Source organism: Halomonas sp. KX33721, from assembly GCF_001596805.1.
Lineage (GTDB): Bacteria > Pseudomonadota > Gammaproteobacteria > Pseudomonadales > Halomonadaceae > Vreelandella > Vreelandella aquamarina.
In genome coordinates, this window is record NZ_LVIA01000015.1 from 121,282 (window position 1) to 139,872 (window position 18,591).

The following is an 18,591-nucleotide window of genomic DNA, read 5'->3' on the forward strand; positions in this document are numbered from 1 at the left end:
CGCTTCAGCGTTAGAAGGCAACAATGCCGAGATATCAACTTCTTGCCAATACCGACCTTACCAGCATAGCAAAGCTCACATCGATGGCATTAAAAATTTTTAATGAAGAGCGGAAGGGCCTTTAGCGCGCCATTTAATTACCTCTGCGGCGGCTGCGAGCACCGCAGGGCGCATCTCATCTTCCACAGCTAGCCTTTCCTTGTCCTCTTGCATTCTTTCCCGTGGGGTCAACTGTTTGCGCGCAGAGTGCGTCTTGAGATGACGCGTACGGCTATAAACCTCGGCGAACGCCTGAAACTCAGGTCGTTCAGAAAGACTTGGATCGACGATTTCAAGCAGCACTTTACAGCGCCAGGAACCCTCGGTGATGTCGACTTGCTCTTGGACGAGAGCGCTCACCACGTAGTCCAGATTTTCTAGGCTGTTTTGCTGAGCACGCCGTTCTTCTTCCAGTCTAAACGCTTCACGGCGCTTCACTTCGCTTCGCAATTTATGGGCGTAGACGACCAACCCGGCGATGATTAGCACAGCGACAACGAACAGTAAAAGTGCAACCGTTGAACTCATAAAGCCCCTGAAACGTATAAAATGCTTAACGAGAATTGTACACCTAATTGCCTCAAGTAGACCAATCTGATTCATGCGCCTTCAGGTTGCTTGCATTTGATGGGCAAAGAACAGTAACCTGCCCCGCCTTTTGGTACCGCCAGCACCACCACGCCCATCCCATGCTCAGCGCTAGCAATACAGCCCCTGCCGTATGCAACAAGGCTAACCAAAGCGGCAGCCAGAGCAGAACGTTAGCGACCCCAAGCGCCACCTGTAAGCAATAAGCTCCTAATGCGAGACTCAAGGCGATGCTGACTACTTTGATGCCCCGATAGCGCCACCATAACGCTAGTAAAGCGGCACCCAACAACAGTGCTCCCATACGATGGACCATATGAATAGCGGTGCGAGCATCTGCGTTTAGTTGACCATGGAGATAATTAGGGCCAACGTTTTGGGTTAGGTGGAAGCCTTCGCTTAGGTCCATGCTTGGCCACCATTGTGAATTACAGGTAGGAAATCCTTGGCAAGCAATACCGGCATAGTTGCTTGTGACCCAGCCACCCAGTGCAAGCTGCAACAATAAAACCCCACCTGCCAAGTACCACAGTACGCCACCCTTTTTAGCTTGCCCTATTTGCCCACGCCATGAACGGCGTATGCGAAGATGTAGCCAAAAAAACAGCATTAAAACGCTCAACCCACCCAGCAAATGAAGTGTCACCACCTGCGGCCATAGTTTTAATGTCACAGTAAAAGCACCAAACGCCCCTTGTAACAGAATAACGGCCAACAGAACCATGCTTAATCGCCATGGATAACCCGCTTGATTACGTACCGACCAGCCCAGCGCAAGAACGCTAAGTACTATCAACCCTAGAAAGCTCGCCACATATCGGTGAGCCATTTCCACCCACGCTTTAAAGGGCTCTAACGGAGCATCTGGATGGTGAAGGGCAACATGCTCACTATCAGGCACAATTAGGCGCCCATAACAGCCAGGCCAATCAGGGCAGCCTAGGCCAGCATCCACTAACCGAGTCCATGCGCCTACCAATATGACGAACGCAGTCAACAGGGTTCCCACCAGCGTAACCCTCATGAGCCAACGAAGACGGCACTCTCGATAGGTCTTCATTAAGTTTCCTTACGGCTATTGCTAGCCGAACATAAGCTAAATAGGATTTACTTTGAATAGGTGCCGGATGTCATCAAGAATCTCGGCGGTTGCCGCTTCTTGAGTAAACGCGAGTGCTGGCCTTCCCATAGGGTCGAATAACCAAACGCTGTGCGCAATGCTCCAAGAGGGTACGCTTTGCCAAACTGTCACCGTCTCCCCAGGCAGCGTGGCATCGTCACCACCAACTCTTAATCGCTTTAGTCGAGTGGCTTCACGCCCTAATGCACGGTGTAACCGCCACAGCTCATCCTGTTGCTGCACACAGTTTGCGCCGCAGTCTAATACCAGCGTCCATTGTTCAGAGGCAGTGATGGAAGCCATCAGCGGCCAATCCTCAAGCGGCGGCACATCTATGGTTACTTTTCCGTGGGCAGTATGGCCCTGAGGAATTCCCACATTCCAAGTCACCATTCCCCAGGCCGTCACAATAGGAGCGGCAAAAATGGCAAACAAGAGAACCACCTTAAGCCTTGCGTAACGTACTGGACGACGGTGGTGCATGTTAACGCCCTCCTTCGTAGCTTTCTCGAAAGTCGCTCACTAGACGGTATCCACCCAATAGCATGATCCCCAACGCTGCCAGCGCCAGTCCCCACCATTGAAAAGCGTAGCCAAGATGCCGGCTTGGCGGCATCACATTTGCCTCCCACCAAGGGGTAAAAACACCTGCACCCTGCTGGGCATGAAGCCAGCCATTATGGCTGAAGACGCCCAACGCCTCTTCCCAAGGAGCCAAGCTCAGCTGCTGAAGCCTAACGCCTTCTTGGTTGGCTCCATAAAGCGGCCCTTGCGATTGCTCCGCCTGCCACTCGCCAGACACCTCAACCGTGCCATGAGGGGTGAATACCGAAGGAGACGCCCGGCTTGTACCTGTTTCAATAAAACCACGTTGTACTAACCAGAGCTGCCCATGGGAGTCTTTCATAGGTGTCAACACCGCGACGCCTAGGCGACCGTTAACGATACGGTTATCTAAGTAAAGCGTGTGCTGCTCAAGATAGTCGCCACGTAGATGCACCTGCGCCCCTCCTTCCGGTGTTTGGATTGGCTCAACCACTGTTGGCGCTGCATCACGAATGGCTAGCAGTTCGCGCTTGTCAGCGGCCCTTTCCCACTGCCATAGTCCTAAGAGCAACCCTAAAACCACTACAACACTCCAAAACACACACCATGCGTATAGTCGCGCTGGAAAATAAGAGGGCTTCATCATGTGGTTAAAACTGCTCATTGCATTAGTGTTTATAGGAATGGTGGCCAGCTTAGCCGCAGGTGCAGGCTTTTTACTACATGACGAAAGCACCTCCAGGCGGTTACTCACATCGCTTAAATGGCGCATTGCGTTAGCCTGCGTGTTGATGGCCCTGCTTCTCTTTGGTTTCTTATCTGGCGAGCTTGGATAACTCACTAAAATACATAAACAAAGATAAAGAGTCCTACCCACACTACATCAACGAAATGCCAATACCAGCAGGATGCCTCAAAACCAAAGTGATGATCGTTAGCAAAGTGACCTTTGATAACTCTTACCAGCATGCTCGCCAAAATAAGCGTACCAATAATGACGTGGAGACCATGAAAGCCTGTCAATATAAAAAAAAGTAGCCCCAAAAATACCGGCCTCTAGGGTAATACCGTAATGATGATAGGCTTCGTAATATTCGACGCCTTGGATAAGGATAAAGCAAATGCCCAGCAGTACTGTGCCTGCTAGCCAGTTACGACAGGTCTGACGATAGCCAAGCTTCAGAGCTTCATGGGCAACCGTTAGTGTGATACTTGATGTCACCAAAATCAGTGTATTCACTAAGGGCAACTGCCAGGGGCTAAGTACGCTGGAGGGCCCTGCCACAGAGGCATCAGGGGGATTGAGTAGCGGCCATTGAGGAACAAATTCGGGCCATAACAAAGCAGATACGCCTTTTGCCCCTTCCCCTCCTAGCCATGGAATTGTGAAGGTTCTTACATAAAACAGTGCGCCAAAAAAAGCGGCAAAAAACATGACTTCTGAAAAAATAAACCAGCCCATTCCCCATCGAAACGAGCGATCCATTTGCGCGTCGTATAAACCGCCCATCGACTCGTGAATGACGTCTCGAAACCAAAACCCCATGACACAAATAACGCTTAGTAAGCCAATAACTAACAATGGCGCCCCGGTGTTGTAAACTAACTTGATGCCAATACCGGCCATCATGGCACCTAGCGCAAGCGACCCTAAAATAGGCCACCGGCTGTTCGCAGGAACGTAATAGCTGCCGCCGCTCATATTTTATCCCCCGCCGCGTTATTGTTATTGAGTGGATTAAGCGCAATGCGCTGTACCGGGTATAGGGTATACACCAAGGTAATGGTGCTGATTTCTTTAGGTAAGTCTTTAGCTAACTGAAACACCAACGGAATGGTTAGTCGCTCATCGCCTTGTAGCTGCTGTTCTTGGAAGCAAAAACAGCTGACTTTACGTAAATGCGTTGTTGCACTAGAGGGTGAGACGCTAGGCACAGCGCGCCCCCAGCTTTCTTGGTGGCTGTTATTCGTAAAGGTAAAATCCACTTCTGCGGTTTGGCCTGGATGTACCCGCATTTGCCGCGTTTCAACACTCATTTGCCATGGCAGTCCCGCACTACCACGGGTAATAAATTGAACCGTAATGAAGCGCGACTGATCCACCTCTTCATGAATGATAGCTTTTGCCGTGGTATCGACCTTTCCGTTTAAACCCGTTACCCGACAAAACACGTCGTAAAGAGGAACTAAGGCAAACGCAAAGGCAAACATGCCAAGAAGGGCTGCGACACTGCGAATGACGGTCCGCCTAACGCCAGCTTGTTGAGAACCATCTGCTGCCATTTTTCATCCCTCCGCCTTCTCCAACGCTTTTATGCATTAATCGTGCGATTGAGCACGGTGAAATACCGGCGGCGTTTCAAAGGTGTGTAACGGCGCAGGGCTAGGCACACTCCACTCTAAATCAACAGCACCCTCCCAAGCTTTTGCAGGCGCTTTTTGGCCACCTCGTACACACAGCACTACCACCAGCACAAAAAGTAGTTGCGAGGCACCAAAGAAGAAGGCGCCAATACTTGAGAGCAGATTAAAATCGGCAAATTGCAGCGCATAATCAGGGATGCGCCTAGGCATGCCTGCCAAACCGGCAAAATGCATGGGGAAAAAGGTTAGATTGACCCCAATGATTGAGCACCAGAAGTGGCACTGCGCCAGACGCTCGTTAGGGTAATGGCCTGTCCATTTAGGCAACCAGTAGTAAACGCCCGCCATGATGGCGAAGATCGCGCCAGGCACCAATACATAGTGGAAGTGCGCCACCACAAAGTAGGTATCGTGGTACTGAAAATCGGCAGGTGCGATGGCTAACATCAGGCCTGAAAAGCCGCCAATGGTAAATAGCACTACAAACGCCAACGCAAAAAGCATAGGGGGCTCAAAACTAATCGACCCGCGGAATAGCGTTGTCACCCAGTTAAATACCTTCACCCCTGTTGGCACAGCAATCAACATGGTGGAGTACATAAAGAACAGTTCCGCCGTCAAAGGCAGGCCCACAATAAACATATGGTGCGCCCACACCAGAAATGACAGCAGCGCAATGGCTCCAGTGGCATAAACCATCGAGGCGTAGCCAAATAAGGGCTTACGAGCAAATGTAGGGATAATCGCCGACACGATGCCAAATGCTGGCAGGATCATGATGTAGACTTCTGGGTGGCCAAAAAACCAGAACAGATGCTGGAATAAGACAGGATCTCCTCCGCCCGCTGCATCAAAGAAGCTAGTCCCAAAGTTAATGTCCATTAACATCATGGTAATGACGCCCGCTAACACCGGCATAACGGCGATAAGTAGAAATGCCGTAATCAGCCATGTCCAAACGAATAGCGGCATATCCATCATGCGCATGCCAGGCGCACGCATATTCAGGATGGTCGCGATGATATTAATCGCCCCCAAAATAGAGCTAATGCCTGCCATATGCAGCGCTAAAATAAAAAAAAGTCGTTGAAGCTGGCGCATACGTTGTTGATAACGGAGCGTAAAATGTCCAGCCAAAGTTGGGGCCGCCCCCAGGCATAAAAAGAGTAGACAGCAGCAGGGTAAAAGCGACCGGCAGTAGCCAAAAACTGAAGTTATTTAGCCGCGGCAAGGCCATGTCAGGGGCTCCAATTTGCAGCGGAATCATCCAGTTAGCTAGGCCTGTAAACGCTGGCATAACGGCTGCGAACACCATAATTAGGCCATGCATGGTGGTCATCTGGTTAAAGAACTCGGGCTCTACCAACTGCAAACCAGGCTGAAATAGCTCAGCCCTAACCACGAGCGCAAAAATGCCGCCGACAAAAAACATCGTGAGCGAGAAAATCAGATATAGCGAGCCAATCTCTTTATGATTGGTGGTCAGCAGCCAACGCATCAAGCCTTTGGGTTGGGCTGCATGAGGGTAATGCGACTGGCCTTCCTGAGACTGGCCACCAGCCACGGCAGACGAACTATGCTGCAGTGAGTGTTGTGGAGGTAATTTGGGCGCCATATGTCTCTCCGCATGCTTGTCGTTTTAGTAGAAGAAGTTGGTCAACACCTACTGGGCAATACGCTCGGCCACCGTAGCTGGCTGAACGGTATCACCAGTCTCATTCCCCCAAGCGTTGCGCGTATAGGTCACAACAGCCGCTATCTCTACCGGATTCAGCGTATTGCGGAAAGCAGGCATGGCGGCTCCAGAAACACCGTTAATCACGCGATCCAAATGCCAGTCGAGTTCATTAATAAGCTGTTCATTTCCGGCGAGCGCTGGAAAGGCTGGCGGTGCGCCCTGCCCTTCGCCTTGATGACAGGAAGAGCAAATAGATTGATACACCTCTTCACCGCGAGCCATTAGCTCCTCTATAGCCCATTCGCGATCAACACCCATTGCCTCTTGCTCAGCAGCCTCTTTGCGCTCTTCAAGCCATGTTTCAAACTCCGCTTCTTCCATGGCATGCACCACAATGGGCATAAAGCCATGATTCACACCACACAGCTCGGCACACTGGCCACGATAGATACCAGGCTCGTTAATTTGCACCCAATTTTCATTAATAAAGCCAGGAATGGTGTCTTGTTTAACAGCAAGCTCTGGAACCCACCAGGAGTGAATCACGTCGTCTGATGTCATCAGAAAGCGTACTTTGCGATTAATAGGCAGCACGAGAGGCTCGTCAACATCAAGCAAATAGTGCTCGTCTCGATCGGATTCGCCTCGAATCTGTTCGCGTGTGGTGCTTAAGTTCGAGGTATAGGCAATGTCCTCTCCTAGGTATTCGTAACGCCAGCGCCACTGCTGCCCCGTGATCATAATGTCTAGATCCGCTTCAGAGGCGTCATACATATTTTTAAGCGTGGCCGTCGCAGGTACCGCCATACCTACCAAGATCAAAATGGGAATGGCCGTCCACAGCACTTCAACGGAGGTATGTTCATGGAAGCGGGCAGCTTTGGCTCCTTTAGAGTGGCGATAGCGAAACAAGGAGTAAAACATGACACCAAAGACGATCACCCCAATCACTACACACACCCAAAATATGGTCATGTGTAGGCCAAAAATATTGCGGCTGGTATCAGTGACCCCCACCGGCATATTCCAACTGCTAGCGTGGGCTTGAGAGAGACTTGCGACACTGGTAATGGTGAGAAGCCATTGCCACGGTAAGCGCATAGAAACCTCCTTTATTCTTGTTGTTCTCGCCAACCCTTTTATTAGGTCAGGGTTAAGTGATATCGATCAGTATAGAAAACATGTGGCATTCGTCACGAACTACTATCGTGATGCCTCTCAACGCTTCATCCCGCTGCATAAATCGCAATACCTGCTAAGAGCAGCACAAACATCATCGTCACTACCACCGCCGTGATAATGAAGGCGACTGGCTTGCCGTTTGAAAAATCCTGCTGACGCTGGCGGTCATTCTGAACACCTAGTAGTGCTGCTAATACTGACTTAACCACTGACCACATAGAGCCTCCCTCAAGGTTGAGGTATTGCATACTCAATTTGGCAACTGCCCTGAAGCACTCAGCTATAGTTGAGGATAGGCAATTTTATGAATCGTGCTGCCTGAAAAGCAGCTTGATCAAAAAAAAGAGTTTGCTAACGAGCACTATCAGGCATTGGCAAAAACGCTAGCCGATGCCCATGCTGACCGCATAGCTGGCATGACGCAGCTATCGAACGACTTTCGACGCTGCCTTTGGGAGGAAATTTAGCGACTCGTAAATAAGCTTGCGGCTTGTAGTCCGGCAATTCACACTATGCATCACCAAGTTAAAACCAAAATGGCCTGTCAAGGGAGCCGTGTATGCCCAAGCATCGTGGAGTCGTTCTTCGCCACCTGTGTTTCGCCTTATTGCCGCTTTTGCCACTCGCGGGCTGCACCACTTATACGTGGCCAGATGGCTCCCAAGAGACCGTACTGGGCGTAGTACCTGAAGATGAAAACCGCCGCTATGAAGAGCCCCAAGCCGACGGTGTACGCTACCGCAAGCCCGGTGAAATTCCAGAAGAAACGCCGCGTGAAGACGCTCCGAGCAACTAAGAAAGGCAAGCCTTTCAACGCTGGCGGCGCTTTGTATATGCTGTGGCTTGAGCGGTAAGAGGATCTTCTGGCCAAGGGTGCTTTGGGTATCGCCCGCGCATTTCTTTGCGTACTTCTGAGTAGCCGTTCAACCAAAAGCTTCGCAAATCTTGAGTCACCTGCAGTGGCCGCCGTGCAGGGGAAAGCAAGTGAAGTGTCACTGGTACACGCCCATCCACTACGGTGGGCGTTGCCTGCCAGCCAAAGGCTTCCTGAAGCTTCAACGCCAGCACCGGTGGCCTGCCTTCCCGGCAGGGTGTGTAATCCACTTTAACGGCATTGCCACTAGGCGCTTCTATCAAACTTGGCACTAAGCGCTCTAGCTGAGTCTGCTGCTTCCAATCAAGCGTGTTCATTAAGTACGTGTGAAACGGCAGTTTTTGCAACTGCGTTAAGCGCGTCAGACCCGCCATATAGGGGGCCAGCCATGTCTCGAGACTGCCTAACAACGCAGAGTCGGACCAATCGTTCCACTGTTCAGGATAAGCGCCAAAGAGCAGCGCCATTCTCCCCTGCAGTTGAACCACCTGTGTGTTAAACAGCATGTTGGGACGCTGTTTTAACGCTGCCATTAGCGCTTTTTCTACCGCGTCGGCAGGCAACCGACGCAGTGGGCGTGTTGCTAACACAAGCTCGCTGTGCCGCTGAACGGCTTCACCAACCAGCTTACCCTGCTCTTCTGACCAGACAATGCGCTCTTCCCACTGCTGGGTCTCGGGGTAAAAGTTAGTCAGCGTGGCTAACGTGATAGGCTCTGCTAAATAGATGCCTGCCTCGCTGTTAGCGCTCTCTACACTCACTGCCACTAAAAAAGGCTCTTGAGCCAGTGGATGGTGAGCAGGTAGCGTAGCGGTTTTACCGTTAGCCAGTTTAAAACGACCCGGTGTCATCAGCTGAGCGATGCGATCCGGGTATGCTAGGCAAAGCAGCGCACCAAGCTGCTCCAAGGAGCTGTGCCGCGCCACAGGCGAACGCATCAGGCTCGACAATCGCTTTACTTCATGTCGCCACTGAGGATAAGCCGCAGGCTGGTTAACCCTTTGAGCTAAGGCGTCGCGCAGCGTGCCATTGATGCGCTCCCTGCCTTCCATTAAAGCCGCTAAGGCACAGGCAAGTGGCACCGCTTCAAATGATGCCGCTTGAATGAGCATGGTAGCTAAACGCGGTTCGAGGGGCAGTTGAGCGCTCTGTTTACCCAGCGGGGTCAACATACCGGCACTATCTACTAAGCGAAGCTGCTGCAACAGCGCTTGGGCACTTTTCCATGCTCCTTCAGGTGGCTGTGTCACCCATGAAAGCTCACTCGGCGAGTGCACACCCCATAGCGCTAGCTCTAGCGCTAATTTAGATAAATCAGCCTGCAACATCTCAGGCTCACCATAAGCGACCAGCGGCTGCTCAGCTGACCATAAACGGTAACAAACGCCTGGCTGCTGCCTACCCGCTCGGCCACGTCGCTGGTCAGCACTCGCTCTATTCACCCGCCGGGTCATGAGACGCGTAAGCCCAGTGCGAGGGTTAAATAGCGGCACTCGTTCTAAGCCAGCATCAATCACGCTATTGACGCCATCGACGGTAACGCTGGATTCCGCAATGGCGGTTGAAACGATGACACGTTGCCGTGTTGTAAGAGGCCGCAATGCCGCTTGCTGGGCGTCGAGCGGCATGCTTCCATGAAGCGCACGAATCTCAACATCCATACTGCTACTTTCTAGAGCCTGCACAAGCTGGGAAATTTCTGCGATGCCGGGCAGTATTACCAGCACATCTCGGCTACCCTCTCGCTTCAGTGCCTCCTTGGTGACTCGCAAGGCAGCCCTATCTAATGATTCATGAGCCTCCACAGGACAGTAGCGCGTTTCCACTGAAAATTCGCGGCCACTACTCTCAATAACGGGGGTGTCACTACCTAACACACCTTTTAAAGCAGCGACATCCAATGTGGCAGACATCACCATTAGCCGAAGATCATCACGGATGCTCTCTTGTACATCCAGTGCTAACGCAAGTCCTAGGTCTGCTTCAATGCTTCGCTCATGAAACTCATCGAAAATAATGCCCGCCACCCCTTCCAATAAAGGATCGTCTTGCAGTATGCGGGTAAGCACGCCTTGGGTGACCACTTCCAGCCGGGTATTGGGGCCTACATTGCTATCGCCCCGCATCCGGTAACCCACCGTTTCACCTATCTGTTCGTTGAGCTGTGACGCCATAAAGGTGGCTGCCAAGCGAGCGGCGACACGACGCGGCTCTACCAGTAAGAGACGCTGACCTTGCGCCCAGGCGCTGGAGAGTAACATTAGCGGGACACGGGTTGTTTTACCGGCACCTGGTTGAGCCACCAGAATAAGCCGAGTGTGTTCGGCTAGCATGGTTTGAATGGAGCTTAGATGTTGTTCAATGGGAAGCGATATGGTCATGAATCAGTGCGAGGTTGCATTTGAGGAAGTAATACCGCATCCCTTCAGGATAACGTGCTCAAGGAACTGACAAATGGAAGCCAAGTCAGCCTCACTCAGCGCTTCTTCCCCAAGAATGCCGGTCACTTGAGCGCTATATTCCGTGTAGTGCTGAGTGGCCGACCAAATTAGAAAGATCAGCCAACGTGGATCAACATCGTCCATTTTACCCTGCTGGGCCCACTGACGAATAATCACTGCGCGGGAGGCTACCCACTCCTTTAGTTCGCCGGCGAGATACTCTTTTAAGAAAGGTGCCCCCGCCAATATCTCTGCGGCAAACAGTTTGGACCCCTCAGGGTAACGCTGCCCAAGCATCATTTTGGTGCGAATAAAATCACTGAGTACCTGCCCTGGGTCGCTATCCTCAGTAATATCCTCTAGTACCGCATTCCAGCGATTCATCATCCGATTTAGCAGTCGCACATACAGCGCCTGCTTGCTCCCCATATAATAAAGAATATTGGCTTTTGGCAGCTTAGCTTGGTCTGCAATCGCCTGCAGGCTAGCACCACGATAACCATGTTGTGAAAACACCTGCTCTGCAGCGCTTAATATGGTTTGTTCAATACGGTCCCTGCTGGCATTTTCTTGGTTCGCGGTATCAGCCGTCATTCAGTAAGCTCCTTTAATAAACCTTGCAGTGTAATCGCGAGAAATGTCTACCAAGCGTGCGTGTCGCATCACTGTGCATTTTGCAGTGCGATGCTCACTAATAGTGCATGTCACATCTCATATAACAAAGTCTTGCAAGATTTGCATTTTTGTCCCAAGCTCAACATTGTTGACCGATCGGTCAAAACAATCATAACGGAGTTTGGCATGGCAACAATTGCGTTTTTGCTCAATGGCACCCCGACCCGGTGTCATGTGCCCTCTGACACAAGCATTCTAACGCTGCTACGCGACTATTTGGGGATGACCGGCACGAAAGAGGGCTGTGCATCGGGTGACTGCGGCGCATGTACCGTCGCCATTAAAAGCGATACAGCGCCTCATTTTGTAAGCCTGAATGCGTGTATTACACCCGCTCACCAGTTACATGGCCAGCACTTGCTAACCGTAGAGGGCTTGGCCACTGACGAAGAACTTCACCCGGCACAGCGTGCCATGGTGGAGTGCCATGGCAGCCAGTGCGGCTTCTGCACGCCCGGCATCGTAATGTCGCTATTTACGCTACATTCACAACAGCAACAGCGGCCTGCACCCCTTACGCCAGAGCGGCTTGAAGCAGCACTGGGCGGCAACTTGTGCCGTTGTACCGGATATCGGCCTATTCGTGACGCAGCGCTAAGCATGCAGGAGTCTTCTTGGAAAGCACCGCAATGGATTGATGCCAGCCAACCCGCTCATACTCCACTTACCGCTCCTCAATCTGCGGAAGCCAACACGGACCTTTTTGCTCAGCCCACGACACTGAGTCAACTAACTGAACTACGCCGACACTATCCATCTGCACGCCTTGTTGCCGGTGCCACCGATCTGTGGCTGGAAAATACGCAGCGCCTGGCGTTGCTTAATCAACTTATTGATGTCACACGGGTTGATGAGCTACGCCATATTGAAGAAGCCATCTTTGATGAGCAGCCAGGCTGGTGGGTAGGCGCAGGCGTCACCTATTCACAGCTCGAACCACTGCTAGAAACCCACTATCCCGCCTTTGCACATCTACTTCATCGGCTCGGCTCACAGCAGGTGCGTAACCGCGGCACACTGGGTGGCAATATTGCCAACGCATCGCCCATTGGCGACACCCCGCCCGTACTGCTGGCGCTCAACGCCTGGGTAGAACTGGCTAACCAGGATGGCAGTCGCGCGCTGCCGCTGAGCGACTTCTTCCTGGATTATAAAAAAAACGGCGCTGGCAGCGGATGAAGTCGTGAGTCGAATATTTATTCCACAATTGGCGGACGACGCCGTCCTGAAAGTATGGAAACTCTCCAAACGGCGTGAAGACGACATCTCTGCCGTACTAGGAGCCTTCCATTATCGTATCGACGATGGCGTTATGCAGGATGTTCGTATCGCCTTTGGCGGCATGGCGGCCATCCCTAAGCGAGCGCTACAAACAGAGGCAGCGTTAACAGGGCAACCTATCGCGAAAGAGAGCTTTCAAGCGGCACAGCGGGCGCTATCGGAAGAGTTTCATCCCATGAGCGATGTGCGCGGTACACAACACTATCGTCATCAGGTGGCAACCAACCTGCTCGAACGCCTTTATCTATCGCTCTCAGTACCTAATCAAGAGGTGATGCTCCATGCGTACGCTCACTAAGCTTGATGGCGACAGCAGCCGCGCTCGCCGCGAGCTGCATGACCATATCCAAGGTTCTGGTCCACTGGCTCGCCATACGGTGGATAGCCACGGGCAACGGCAAGCCGGTGCTTCCAGCTTCCATGAAAGCGCAGAGAAACATGTCACCGGTAAAGCAACCTATATTGATGACATTAAAACACCCCAAGATGCCCTGCACGTGGCGCTCGGCCTTTCACCTGTCGCTCACGGCACGCTAACGAAACTGGAACTTGATGCTGTAAGACAGGCGCCTGGCGTTGTCGACGTGATCACTCTCCATGATGTACCAGGACACACAGATATTGGGCCGGTGTTCCCCGGCGACCCTATTTTTGTCGACCAGGAGATCAGTTACGCGGGGCAATGCCTATTTGCAGTGGCTGCCACCTCTTTACAGGCAGCTCGCCAAGCCGTGAAGCTGGCCACACTGCATATCGACGAACAACCGGCTAGCCTAGATCCTGTGGCCGCTGCTGGACGTCAAGAGGTTGTTCGCCCAACCCACGTGCAGGAGCGGGGCGACTGGCAAACTACCTTACAGCAAGCCGAACAAACTATAGAAGGCGAGCTATTTATCGGTGGGCAGGAGCACTTCTATCTCGAGGGCCAAGCGTGCATTGTGGTGCCTACGGAGGATGAAGGGGTGATGGTTCATACCTCTAACCAGCACCCCAGTGAGACCCAAAAATTGGTGTCGGAAGTGCTCGGTATTCCTTTTCATGCGGTCACTGTAGAAGTGCGCCGTATGGGCGGCGGCTTTGGCGGTAAAGAGACACAAGCATCGCCCTGGGCCTGCATTGCCGCCATTATTGCTCGGCGTACCGGTAAAGCCACGCGACTTCGCCTGCCACGCAGTGAAGATATGCGTGCCACTGGAAAACGCCACCCTTTCCATAACCGCTATCAATTAGCGATTGATGCCCAAGGCGTTATCAAAGGCGGCGATATTACCGTTATTGGTGACTGCGGCTATTCACCAGATCTCTCTGATGCCATCGTTGACCGCGCGATGTTCCACGCGGATAACGCTTACTCATTGGGAGATGCCCGCGTCACCGGCCACCGCGCTAAAACCCATACGGCGTCAAATACCGCCTTTCGTGGTTTTGGTGGCCCCCAGGGCATGATGATCATTGAAGCGGCGATGGATGATATTGCCCGCCGCGTTGGTGAAGATCCTTTAACGATTCGTAAGCGCAACTTTTACCGGGAGGGGCGAGATACCACCCACTATGGTCAGCAGGTTGACCAAAAGCAGCTTCTGCACACGCTGGTTGACACCCTGGAAACGAGCAGCGACTACTGGGCACGCCGACAACACATTCGGGACTACAACGCGGCAAGCCCTGTTATTAAAAAAGGGCTCGCACTGACTCCTGTCAAGTTCGGTATCTCTTTCACCGCCCAGCATCTTAATCAAGCAGGGGCACTGCTGCATGTCTATACCGATGGCAGCATCATGATTAACCACGGCGGCACAGAAATGGGCCAGGGACTGCACACAAAAATCTGCCAAGTGGTTGCCCGAGAGCTTGGACTAGACCTGGATAGCGTGCGGATCAGCGCTACCCGCACAGATAAGGTGCCTAATACCTCACCCACCGCCGCATCCAGCGGTGCTGACCTAAACGGTATGGCAGCACGAGACGCCGCAAGCAAGCTTCGGGAGCGGTTGTTTGAGTTTGCAGCGGGGCATTTTGAGGGCGGGTTAGATAGAGAAGGCATGAGGCTAGAGCATGGCATGCTCATCGCTGGCATTGGCGAAAGTGAGCGTCGAATTCCTTGGGGCGAACTCGTTCAAACCGCCTATTTGAACCGTGTCTCTCTTTCTGAGAAAGGCTTTTATGCCACGCCGTTAATCCATTACAACCGGGCTACAGGCCAAGGCCGCCCTTTTTATTATTACGCTTTCGGCGCGGCAGTGGCTGAAGTGAGTGTAGATACACTCAGCGGGGAGTATTTGGTTGACCGTGTTGACGTACTACACGATGTAGGCAACTCACTGAACCCTGCTATTGATATTGGCCAAGTAGAGGGTGGGTTTATTCAAGGCATGGGCTGGCTGACCAGCGAAGAGCTGAAGTGGAACGCCAAGGGAGTGCTCGTCAGCGATGGGCCAGCCACTTATAAAATCCCTACCTATGGCGACTTACCGAAAGTATTCAATGTCGATCTGTTGGAGGGGCACCCAAACTCTATGGCAAGTCTTTACCGTTCCAAAGCGGTGGGAGAACCGCCCTTTATGTTAGGTATGTGCGTGTGGTCTGCACTTCGGGATGCACTAGCAAGCCTAGCGGATTATCGCGTCTCTCCTCACCTGGACACGCCAGCTACACCTGAAAGAGTCATGCTGACAGCCAATGCCATTAGGAATAAAGCGTTATGACGCAAGCGCCCGAAGCATGGCACGCTGCGCTGAACCGCCTGCAGCTCAGCGGTACTCCTCACGTGCTGGCAACTCAGGTGACCAGCGCGGGCTCGACTCCTCGTGAGCCGGGCGCGCGAATGGTGATCACCGCTGATACTATTTTCGATACGCTGGGAGGAGGAACATTTGAGTGGCAAACCATCAGCGCCGCCCGAGACTTCTTGCAACAAGGCAGCGCTGGCTTTCATTTAGAGGCTTTCTCGCTGGGTGGGCGCAGCGGCCAGTGCTGCGGCGGCTTTGTTAACGTACTACTGGAAGTATTTCCCGGCGTTTCCAGTCACATTGCGCTCTTTGGGGCCGGTCACGTGGGTTGCGAGATCGTTAAACTCAGCGCTCCTTTGCCCTGGCACCTTGATTGGTACGATAGCCGTACCGATATATTTGACGAACAAGATGACCAGCAGCCTCGGCTTAGCTGTCACACACTAACAAGCCCCCAAGAGAGCGTTTTAGCACTTCCACCACATTGCCATGTCCTGGTACTCACTCATAACCATGACGAGGACTACGCACTGATAGCAGCGCTACTTAGACGCGCTGACATAGCCTCTATCGGGCTGATTGGTTCTGATAGCAAATGGACTAGCTTTCAAAGTCGTTTGAAACGCGATGGTTATAAGCCAGAAGAAATACAGCGTGTGCGCTGCCCTGTTGGCGCTGTTCATGGCACCAAACTCAGTAATAAAACGCCCTACGCGATTGCTATGACAGTGGTCACTGAGCTTTTATGGCTTACTGATAAACCCACTGCCCACCAAACCCGAGGGCTTGAGCCTGACGCACTGCGCTCTCTATTTCACGATACTGCGACAAACCCGAGTTAATATGACTTCTACTGATACGTTTATCCGTGCGGAGCTAGTTAGCTTTGCCCGCGACCCAGGCGACGGCAACTTGCCTCAACCGGGCAGTCTTAAGCACTACGGCGACGGTCTTTTATGGCTTAAAGAGGGCCATATCCAAGCGATTGGGCACTATGCCGACCTCATTGACCAGCTACCTCCAAATAGCCAAGTGCTCGATTATCGCGGCAGACTGATTATGCCTGGGTTTATTGATACCCATGTGCACTACGTTCAGCTTGATATCATGGCCTCCTACGGGCGTCAGCTGCTGGACTGGTTGAATGACTATACCTTTCCTGAGGAGTGTCGGTTTGCCAGCCACGCCCATGCAGAGGCACTTTCTAATGCCTTTCTAGATGAAATGCTTCGTGCAGGCACAACGACAGCCCAAGTGTTCGGCTCGAGCCACCCAGGCTCGGTAGATGCCTTCTTCACGGCTTGTCAAAAACGCCAGCTGCGTATGCTGGTAGGAAAAGTCTTGATGGATCGCAACGCGCCTGATGCGCTGATAGATGGCACTACGGGAATCTCCGATACAGAGCGTTTGATTGAAGACTGGCACGGCAAGCAGCGTCTTGGTTACAGCGTCACGCCACGGTTTGCGCCGACATCTACCAAGACACAGATGGATGCTGCTGGTGCCCTGCTTCGCAATGACCCTACTCTGTGGTTACAAACTCACTTGGCTGAAAACAGTGGGGAGTTAGACTGGGTTGCCCAACTCTTCCCAGGCAGCAGGGACTACCTCTCTGTTTATGAAGAAGCTGGCCTAGTAGGACCACGCAGCACTTTTGCCCATGGCATCCACCTTGATAACGGAATGCGCAAGCGTTTGGCCGAGCGAGGCGCTAATATTGCCTTTTGCCCTAGCTCAAACCTTTTTCTGGGCAGCGGACTCTTTGATCGAGAAGCGGCGAAAGAGACTGGGATGGCATTTACCTATGCCAGTGACATTGGCGCAGGTACGGACCTCTCAGGCTTTGGCACCTTGAAAAGTGCCTATCAGGTTGGTCAACTACGCGGGCAGCCGCTTACCGCTTGGCAAGGCTTCTACGGATTAACCCACGGTAATGCAAAGGCACTCTCGCTGGACAGTCAGGTTGGCCAGCTTGCCCCCTCCTATGAAGCAGATTTTGTGGTTATTGATCCTCATGCTACATCGCTCCTTGAGCGCCGCATCCAGCACTGCAACACGCTTGGCGAGCGTTTATTTGCACTGATGATGCTTGCTGACGACCGCGCCATTTATGAAACCTGGGCGGGTGGCATTTGCCAACACCGCAGGGATTAACCTCAGCCATTGCTACACAGCCATAAAAGCCGCTCATAAAGAGCGGCTTTTATGGATTATTCCGCGTCTTAGCATGCCCACAGCAAAAAGCCCCGAGCACAGCGTGCACGAGGCTTGGGTCATGGCGCGCTTATCGAGCGCGCAACAAAAAACCCAGCCGTTTGGCTGGGTTTTTTGCGGTATAAGTGCCTGACGATGACCTACTCTCGCATGGGGAGACCCCACACTACCATCGGCGCTAAGCGGTTTCACTGCTGAGTTCGGCATGGGATCAGGTGGTTCACGCTCGCTATGGTCGTCAGGCGTAACGGGTAATGCATATCATGCTGAGTGCGTCGTTGACGTGTTGTGTGATCGTCTCTTGTCAGCAAGCACGTTGGCTTGCTGCTGCGTATCCGGTTTTCGTTACCACTGCGACCAGACCCCTTGGGTGTTATAGGGTCAAGCCTCACGGGCAATTAGTACACGTTAGCTCAACGCCTTGCAGCGCTTCCACACCGTGCCTATCAACCAGCTGGTCTTGCTGGGCCCTTTAGGAGGCTCTAGGCCTCAGGGATGTCTCATCTTGAAGGGGGCTTCCCGCTTAGATGCTTTCAGCGGTTATCCCGTCCGACCATAGCTACCCGGCAATGCCACTGGCGTGACAACCGGAACACCAGAGGGTCGTCCACTCCGGTCCTCTCGTACTAGGAGCAGCTCTTCTCAAACATCCAACGCCCACGGCAGATAGGGACCGAACTGTCTCACGACGTTCTAAACCCAGCTCGCGTACCACTTTAAATGGCGAACAGCCATACCCTTGGGACCGACTTCAGCCCCAGGATGTGATGAGCCGACATCGAGGTGCCAAACACCGCCGTCGATGTGAACTCTTGGGCGGTATCAGCCTGTTATCCCCGGAGTACCTTTTATCCGTTGAG

14 protein-coding genes, 2 rRNA genes and 3 pseudogenes are annotated in these 18,591 nt (G+C 52.6%); 6 read left to right on the forward strand and 13 right to left on the reverse strand.

The window, feature by feature from the left end; translation table 11 throughout:
- Nucleotides 1–99 precede the first annotated feature (99 nt).
- The 4 genes from A3220_RS06555 to A3220_RS06570 are packed head-to-tail and all read right to left on the reverse strand — an operon-like array spanning nucleotide 100 to nucleotide 2,876.
- On the reverse strand, nucleotides 100–567 hold the full coding sequence (locus A3220_RS06555; RefSeq protein ID WP_062361291.1) for a DUF2489 domain-containing protein: 468 nt from the start codon (nucleotides 565–567) through the stop codon (nucleotides 100–102).
- Nucleotides 568–619: 52 nt separating this feature from the next.
- Nucleotides 620–1,687, reverse strand: a complete 1,068-nt coding sequence (locus A3220_RS06560; RefSeq protein WP_062373892.1) for a COX15/CtaA family protein — start codon at nucleotides 1,685–1,687, stop codon at nucleotides 620–622.
- Between the two features lie 36 nt (nucleotides 1,688–1,723).
- Complete coding sequence (locus A3220_RS06565) at nucleotides 1,724–2,230, reverse strand: hypothetical protein (RefSeq protein WP_062373894.1); 507 nt, start codon at nucleotides 2,228–2,230, stop codon at nucleotides 1,724–1,726.
- A gap of 1 nt (nucleotide 2,231) precedes the next feature.
- The gene (locus A3220_RS06570) at nucleotides 2,232–2,876 is read right to left on the reverse strand and encodes an SURF1 family protein (RefSeq protein ID WP_354702729.1); all 645 of its coding nucleotides are present in this window, start codon (nucleotides 2,874–2,876) and stop codon (nucleotides 2,232–2,234) included.
- A 61-nt stretch (nucleotides 2,877–2,937) separates the two neighbouring features.
- Here A3220_RS06570 and A3220_RS06575 point away from each other — a divergent pair, with 61 nt between their 5' ends.
- Entirely contained in the window at nucleotides 2,938–3,129 is a 192-nt protein-coding gene (locus tag A3220_RS06575) for a DUF2909 domain-containing protein (RefSeq protein WP_062373900.1), read from the forward strand.
- A 4-nt stretch (nucleotides 3,130–3,133) separates the two neighbouring features.
- Here the strand turns inward: A3220_RS06575 and A3220_RS06580 are convergent.
- The 5 genes and pseudogenes from A3220_RS06580 to A3220_RS16830 all read right to left on the reverse strand — a co-directional run bounded on the left by A3220_RS06580 (nucleotide 3,134) and on the right by A3220_RS16830 (nucleotide 7,735).
- Nucleotides 3,134–3,995, reverse strand: a pseudogene (locus A3220_RS06580) (cytochrome c oxidase subunit 3).
- On the reverse strand, nucleotides 3,992–4,576 hold the full coding sequence (locus A3220_RS06585; RefSeq protein ID WP_062373904.1) for a cytochrome c oxidase assembly protein: 585 nt from the start codon (nucleotides 4,574–4,576) through the stop codon (nucleotides 3,992–3,994). The pseudogene A3220_RS06580 and the gene A3220_RS06585 overlap by 4 nt, the downstream one beginning before the upstream one ends.
- A gap of 36 nt (nucleotides 4,577–4,612) precedes the next feature.
- Nucleotides 4,613–6,272, reverse strand: a pseudogene (gene ctaD / locus A3220_RS06590) (cytochrome c oxidase subunit I).
- Between the two features lie 48 nt (nucleotides 6,273–6,320).
- Nucleotides 6,321–7,436, reverse strand: a complete 1,116-nt coding sequence (gene coxB / locus A3220_RS06595; RefSeq protein ID WP_044629443.1) for a cytochrome c oxidase subunit II — start codon at nucleotides 7,434–7,436, stop codon at nucleotides 6,321–6,323.
- A gap of 125 nt (nucleotides 7,437–7,561) precedes the next feature.
- Nucleotides 7,562–7,735, reverse strand: coding sequence for a DUF2970 domain-containing protein (locus A3220_RS16830; RefSeq protein ID WP_082051444.1), 174 nt, complete (start codon nucleotides 7,733–7,735; stop codon nucleotides 7,562–7,564).
- A gap of 341 nt (nucleotides 7,736–8,076) precedes the next feature.
- On the opposite strand from A3220_RS16830, the gene A3220_RS06600 reads away from it, so the two are divergent.
- Nucleotides 8,077–8,313 carry a hypothetical protein gene (locus tag A3220_RS06600; RefSeq protein ID WP_044629444.1) on the forward strand — a complete coding sequence of 79 codons (237 nt, stop codon included), beginning with the start codon at nucleotides 8,077–8,079 and terminating at the stop codon, nucleotides 8,311–8,313.
- Between the two features lie 14 nt (nucleotides 8,314–8,327).
- Here A3220_RS06600 and hrpB read toward each other — a convergent pair whose 3' ends face one another.
- Together hrpB and A3220_RS06610 are read right to left on the reverse strand one after the other, a co-directional pair.
- Nucleotides 8,328–10,772 (reverse strand): ATP-dependent helicase HrpB, encoded by a 2,445-nt coding sequence (gene hrpB / locus A3220_RS06605; protein WP_062361298.1) that lies wholly within the window; start codon nucleotides 10,770–10,772, stop codon nucleotides 8,328–8,330.
- 3 nt (nucleotides 10,773–10,775) lie between these two features.
- Nucleotides 10,776–11,426 (reverse strand): TetR family transcriptional regulator C-terminal domain-containing protein, encoded by a 651-nt coding sequence (locus A3220_RS06610; RefSeq protein ID WP_062373908.1) that lies wholly within the window; start codon nucleotides 11,424–11,426, stop codon nucleotides 10,776–10,778.
- A 207-nt stretch (nucleotides 11,427–11,633) separates the two neighbouring features.
- Here A3220_RS06610 and xdhA point away from each other — a divergent pair.
- From xdhA to guaD, 4 genes and pseudogenes are all read left to right on the forward strand, one after another.
- Nucleotides 11,634–13,086, forward strand: a pseudogene (gene xdhA, locus A3220_RS06615) (xanthine dehydrogenase small subunit).
- Entirely contained in the window at nucleotides 13,070–15,493 is a 2,424-nt protein-coding gene (gene xdhB / locus A3220_RS06620; RefSeq protein ID WP_062373910.1) for a xanthine dehydrogenase molybdopterin binding subunit, read from the forward strand. Before xdhA ends, xdhB begins: the two are co-directional and overlap by 17 nt.
- On the forward strand, nucleotides 15,490–16,359 hold the full coding sequence (gene xdhC, locus A3220_RS06625) for a xanthine dehydrogenase accessory protein XdhC (RefSeq protein ID WP_054641115.1): 870 nt from the start codon (nucleotides 15,490–15,492) through the stop codon (nucleotides 16,357–16,359). Before xdhB ends, xdhC begins: the two co-directional genes overlap by 4 nt.
- A 1-nt stretch (nucleotide 16,360) precedes the next feature.
- Complete coding sequence (gene guaD / locus A3220_RS06630; RefSeq protein ID WP_062373914.1) at nucleotides 16,361–17,671, forward strand: guanine deaminase; 1,311 nt, start codon at nucleotides 16,361–16,363, stop codon at nucleotides 17,669–17,671.
- Between the two features lie 187 nt (nucleotides 17,672–17,858).
- On the opposite strand, the gene rrf is transcribed toward guaD, so the two are convergent.
- Both rrf and A3220_RS06640 read right to left on the reverse strand, forming a co-directional pair.
- Nucleotides 17,859–17,974: ribosomal RNA gene (rrf, locus tag A3220_RS06635) — 5S ribosomal RNA — on the reverse strand.
- 134 nt (nucleotides 17,975–18,108) lie between these two features.
- A 23S ribosomal RNA gene (locus A3220_RS06640) occupies nucleotides 18,109–18,591 on the reverse strand; the annotation flags it as partial.

Coding starts and splice junctions, on each gene's coding strand:
- A3220_RS06610 (WP_062373908.1), bottom strand. CDS start 11,426: ATGACGGCTGATACCGCGAACCAAGAAAATGCCAGCAGGGACCGTATT.
- A3220_RS06555 (WP_062361291.1), bottom strand. CDS start 567: ATGAGTTCAACGGTTGCACTTTTACTGTTCGTTGTCGCTGTGCTAATC.
- A3220_RS06560 (WP_062373892.1), bottom strand. CDS start 1,687: ATGAAGACCTATCGAGAGTGCCGTCTTCGTTGGCTCATGAGGGTTACG.
- hrpB (WP_062361298.1), bottom strand. CDS start 10,772: ATGACCATATCGCTTCCCATTGAACAACATCTAAGCTCCATTCAAACC.
- xdhB (WP_062373910.1), top strand. CDS start 13,070: ATGCGTACGCTCACTAAGCTTGATGGCGACAGCAGCCGCGCTCGCCGC.
- guaD (WP_062373914.1), top strand. CDS start 16,361: ATGACTTCTACTGATACGTTTATCCGTGCGGAGCTAGTTAGCTTTGCC.
- A3220_RS16830 (WP_082051444.1), bottom strand. CDS start 7,735: ATGTGGTCAGTGGTTAAGTCAGTATTAGCAGCACTACTAGGTGTTCAG.
- coxB (WP_044629443.1), bottom strand. CDS start 7,436: ATGCGCTTACCGTGGCAATGGCTTCTCACCATTACCAGTGTCGCAAGT.
- A3220_RS06565 (WP_062373894.1), bottom strand. CDS start 2,230: ATGCACCACCGTCGTCCAGTACGTTACGCAAGGCTTAAGGTGGTTCTC.
- xdhC (WP_054641115.1), top strand. CDS start 15,490: ATGACGCAAGCGCCCGAAGCATGGCACGCTGCGCTGAACCGCCTGCAG.
- A3220_RS06600 (WP_044629444.1), top strand. CDS start 8,077: ATGCCCAAGCATCGTGGAGTCGTTCTTCGCCACCTGTGTTTCGCCTTA.
- A3220_RS06575 (WP_062373900.1), top strand. CDS start 2,938: ATGTGGTTAAAACTGCTCATTGCATTAGTGTTTATAGGAATGGTGGCC.
- A3220_RS06585 (WP_062373904.1), bottom strand. CDS start 4,576: ATGGCAGCAGATGGTTCTCAACAAGCTGGCGTTAGGCGGACCGTCATT.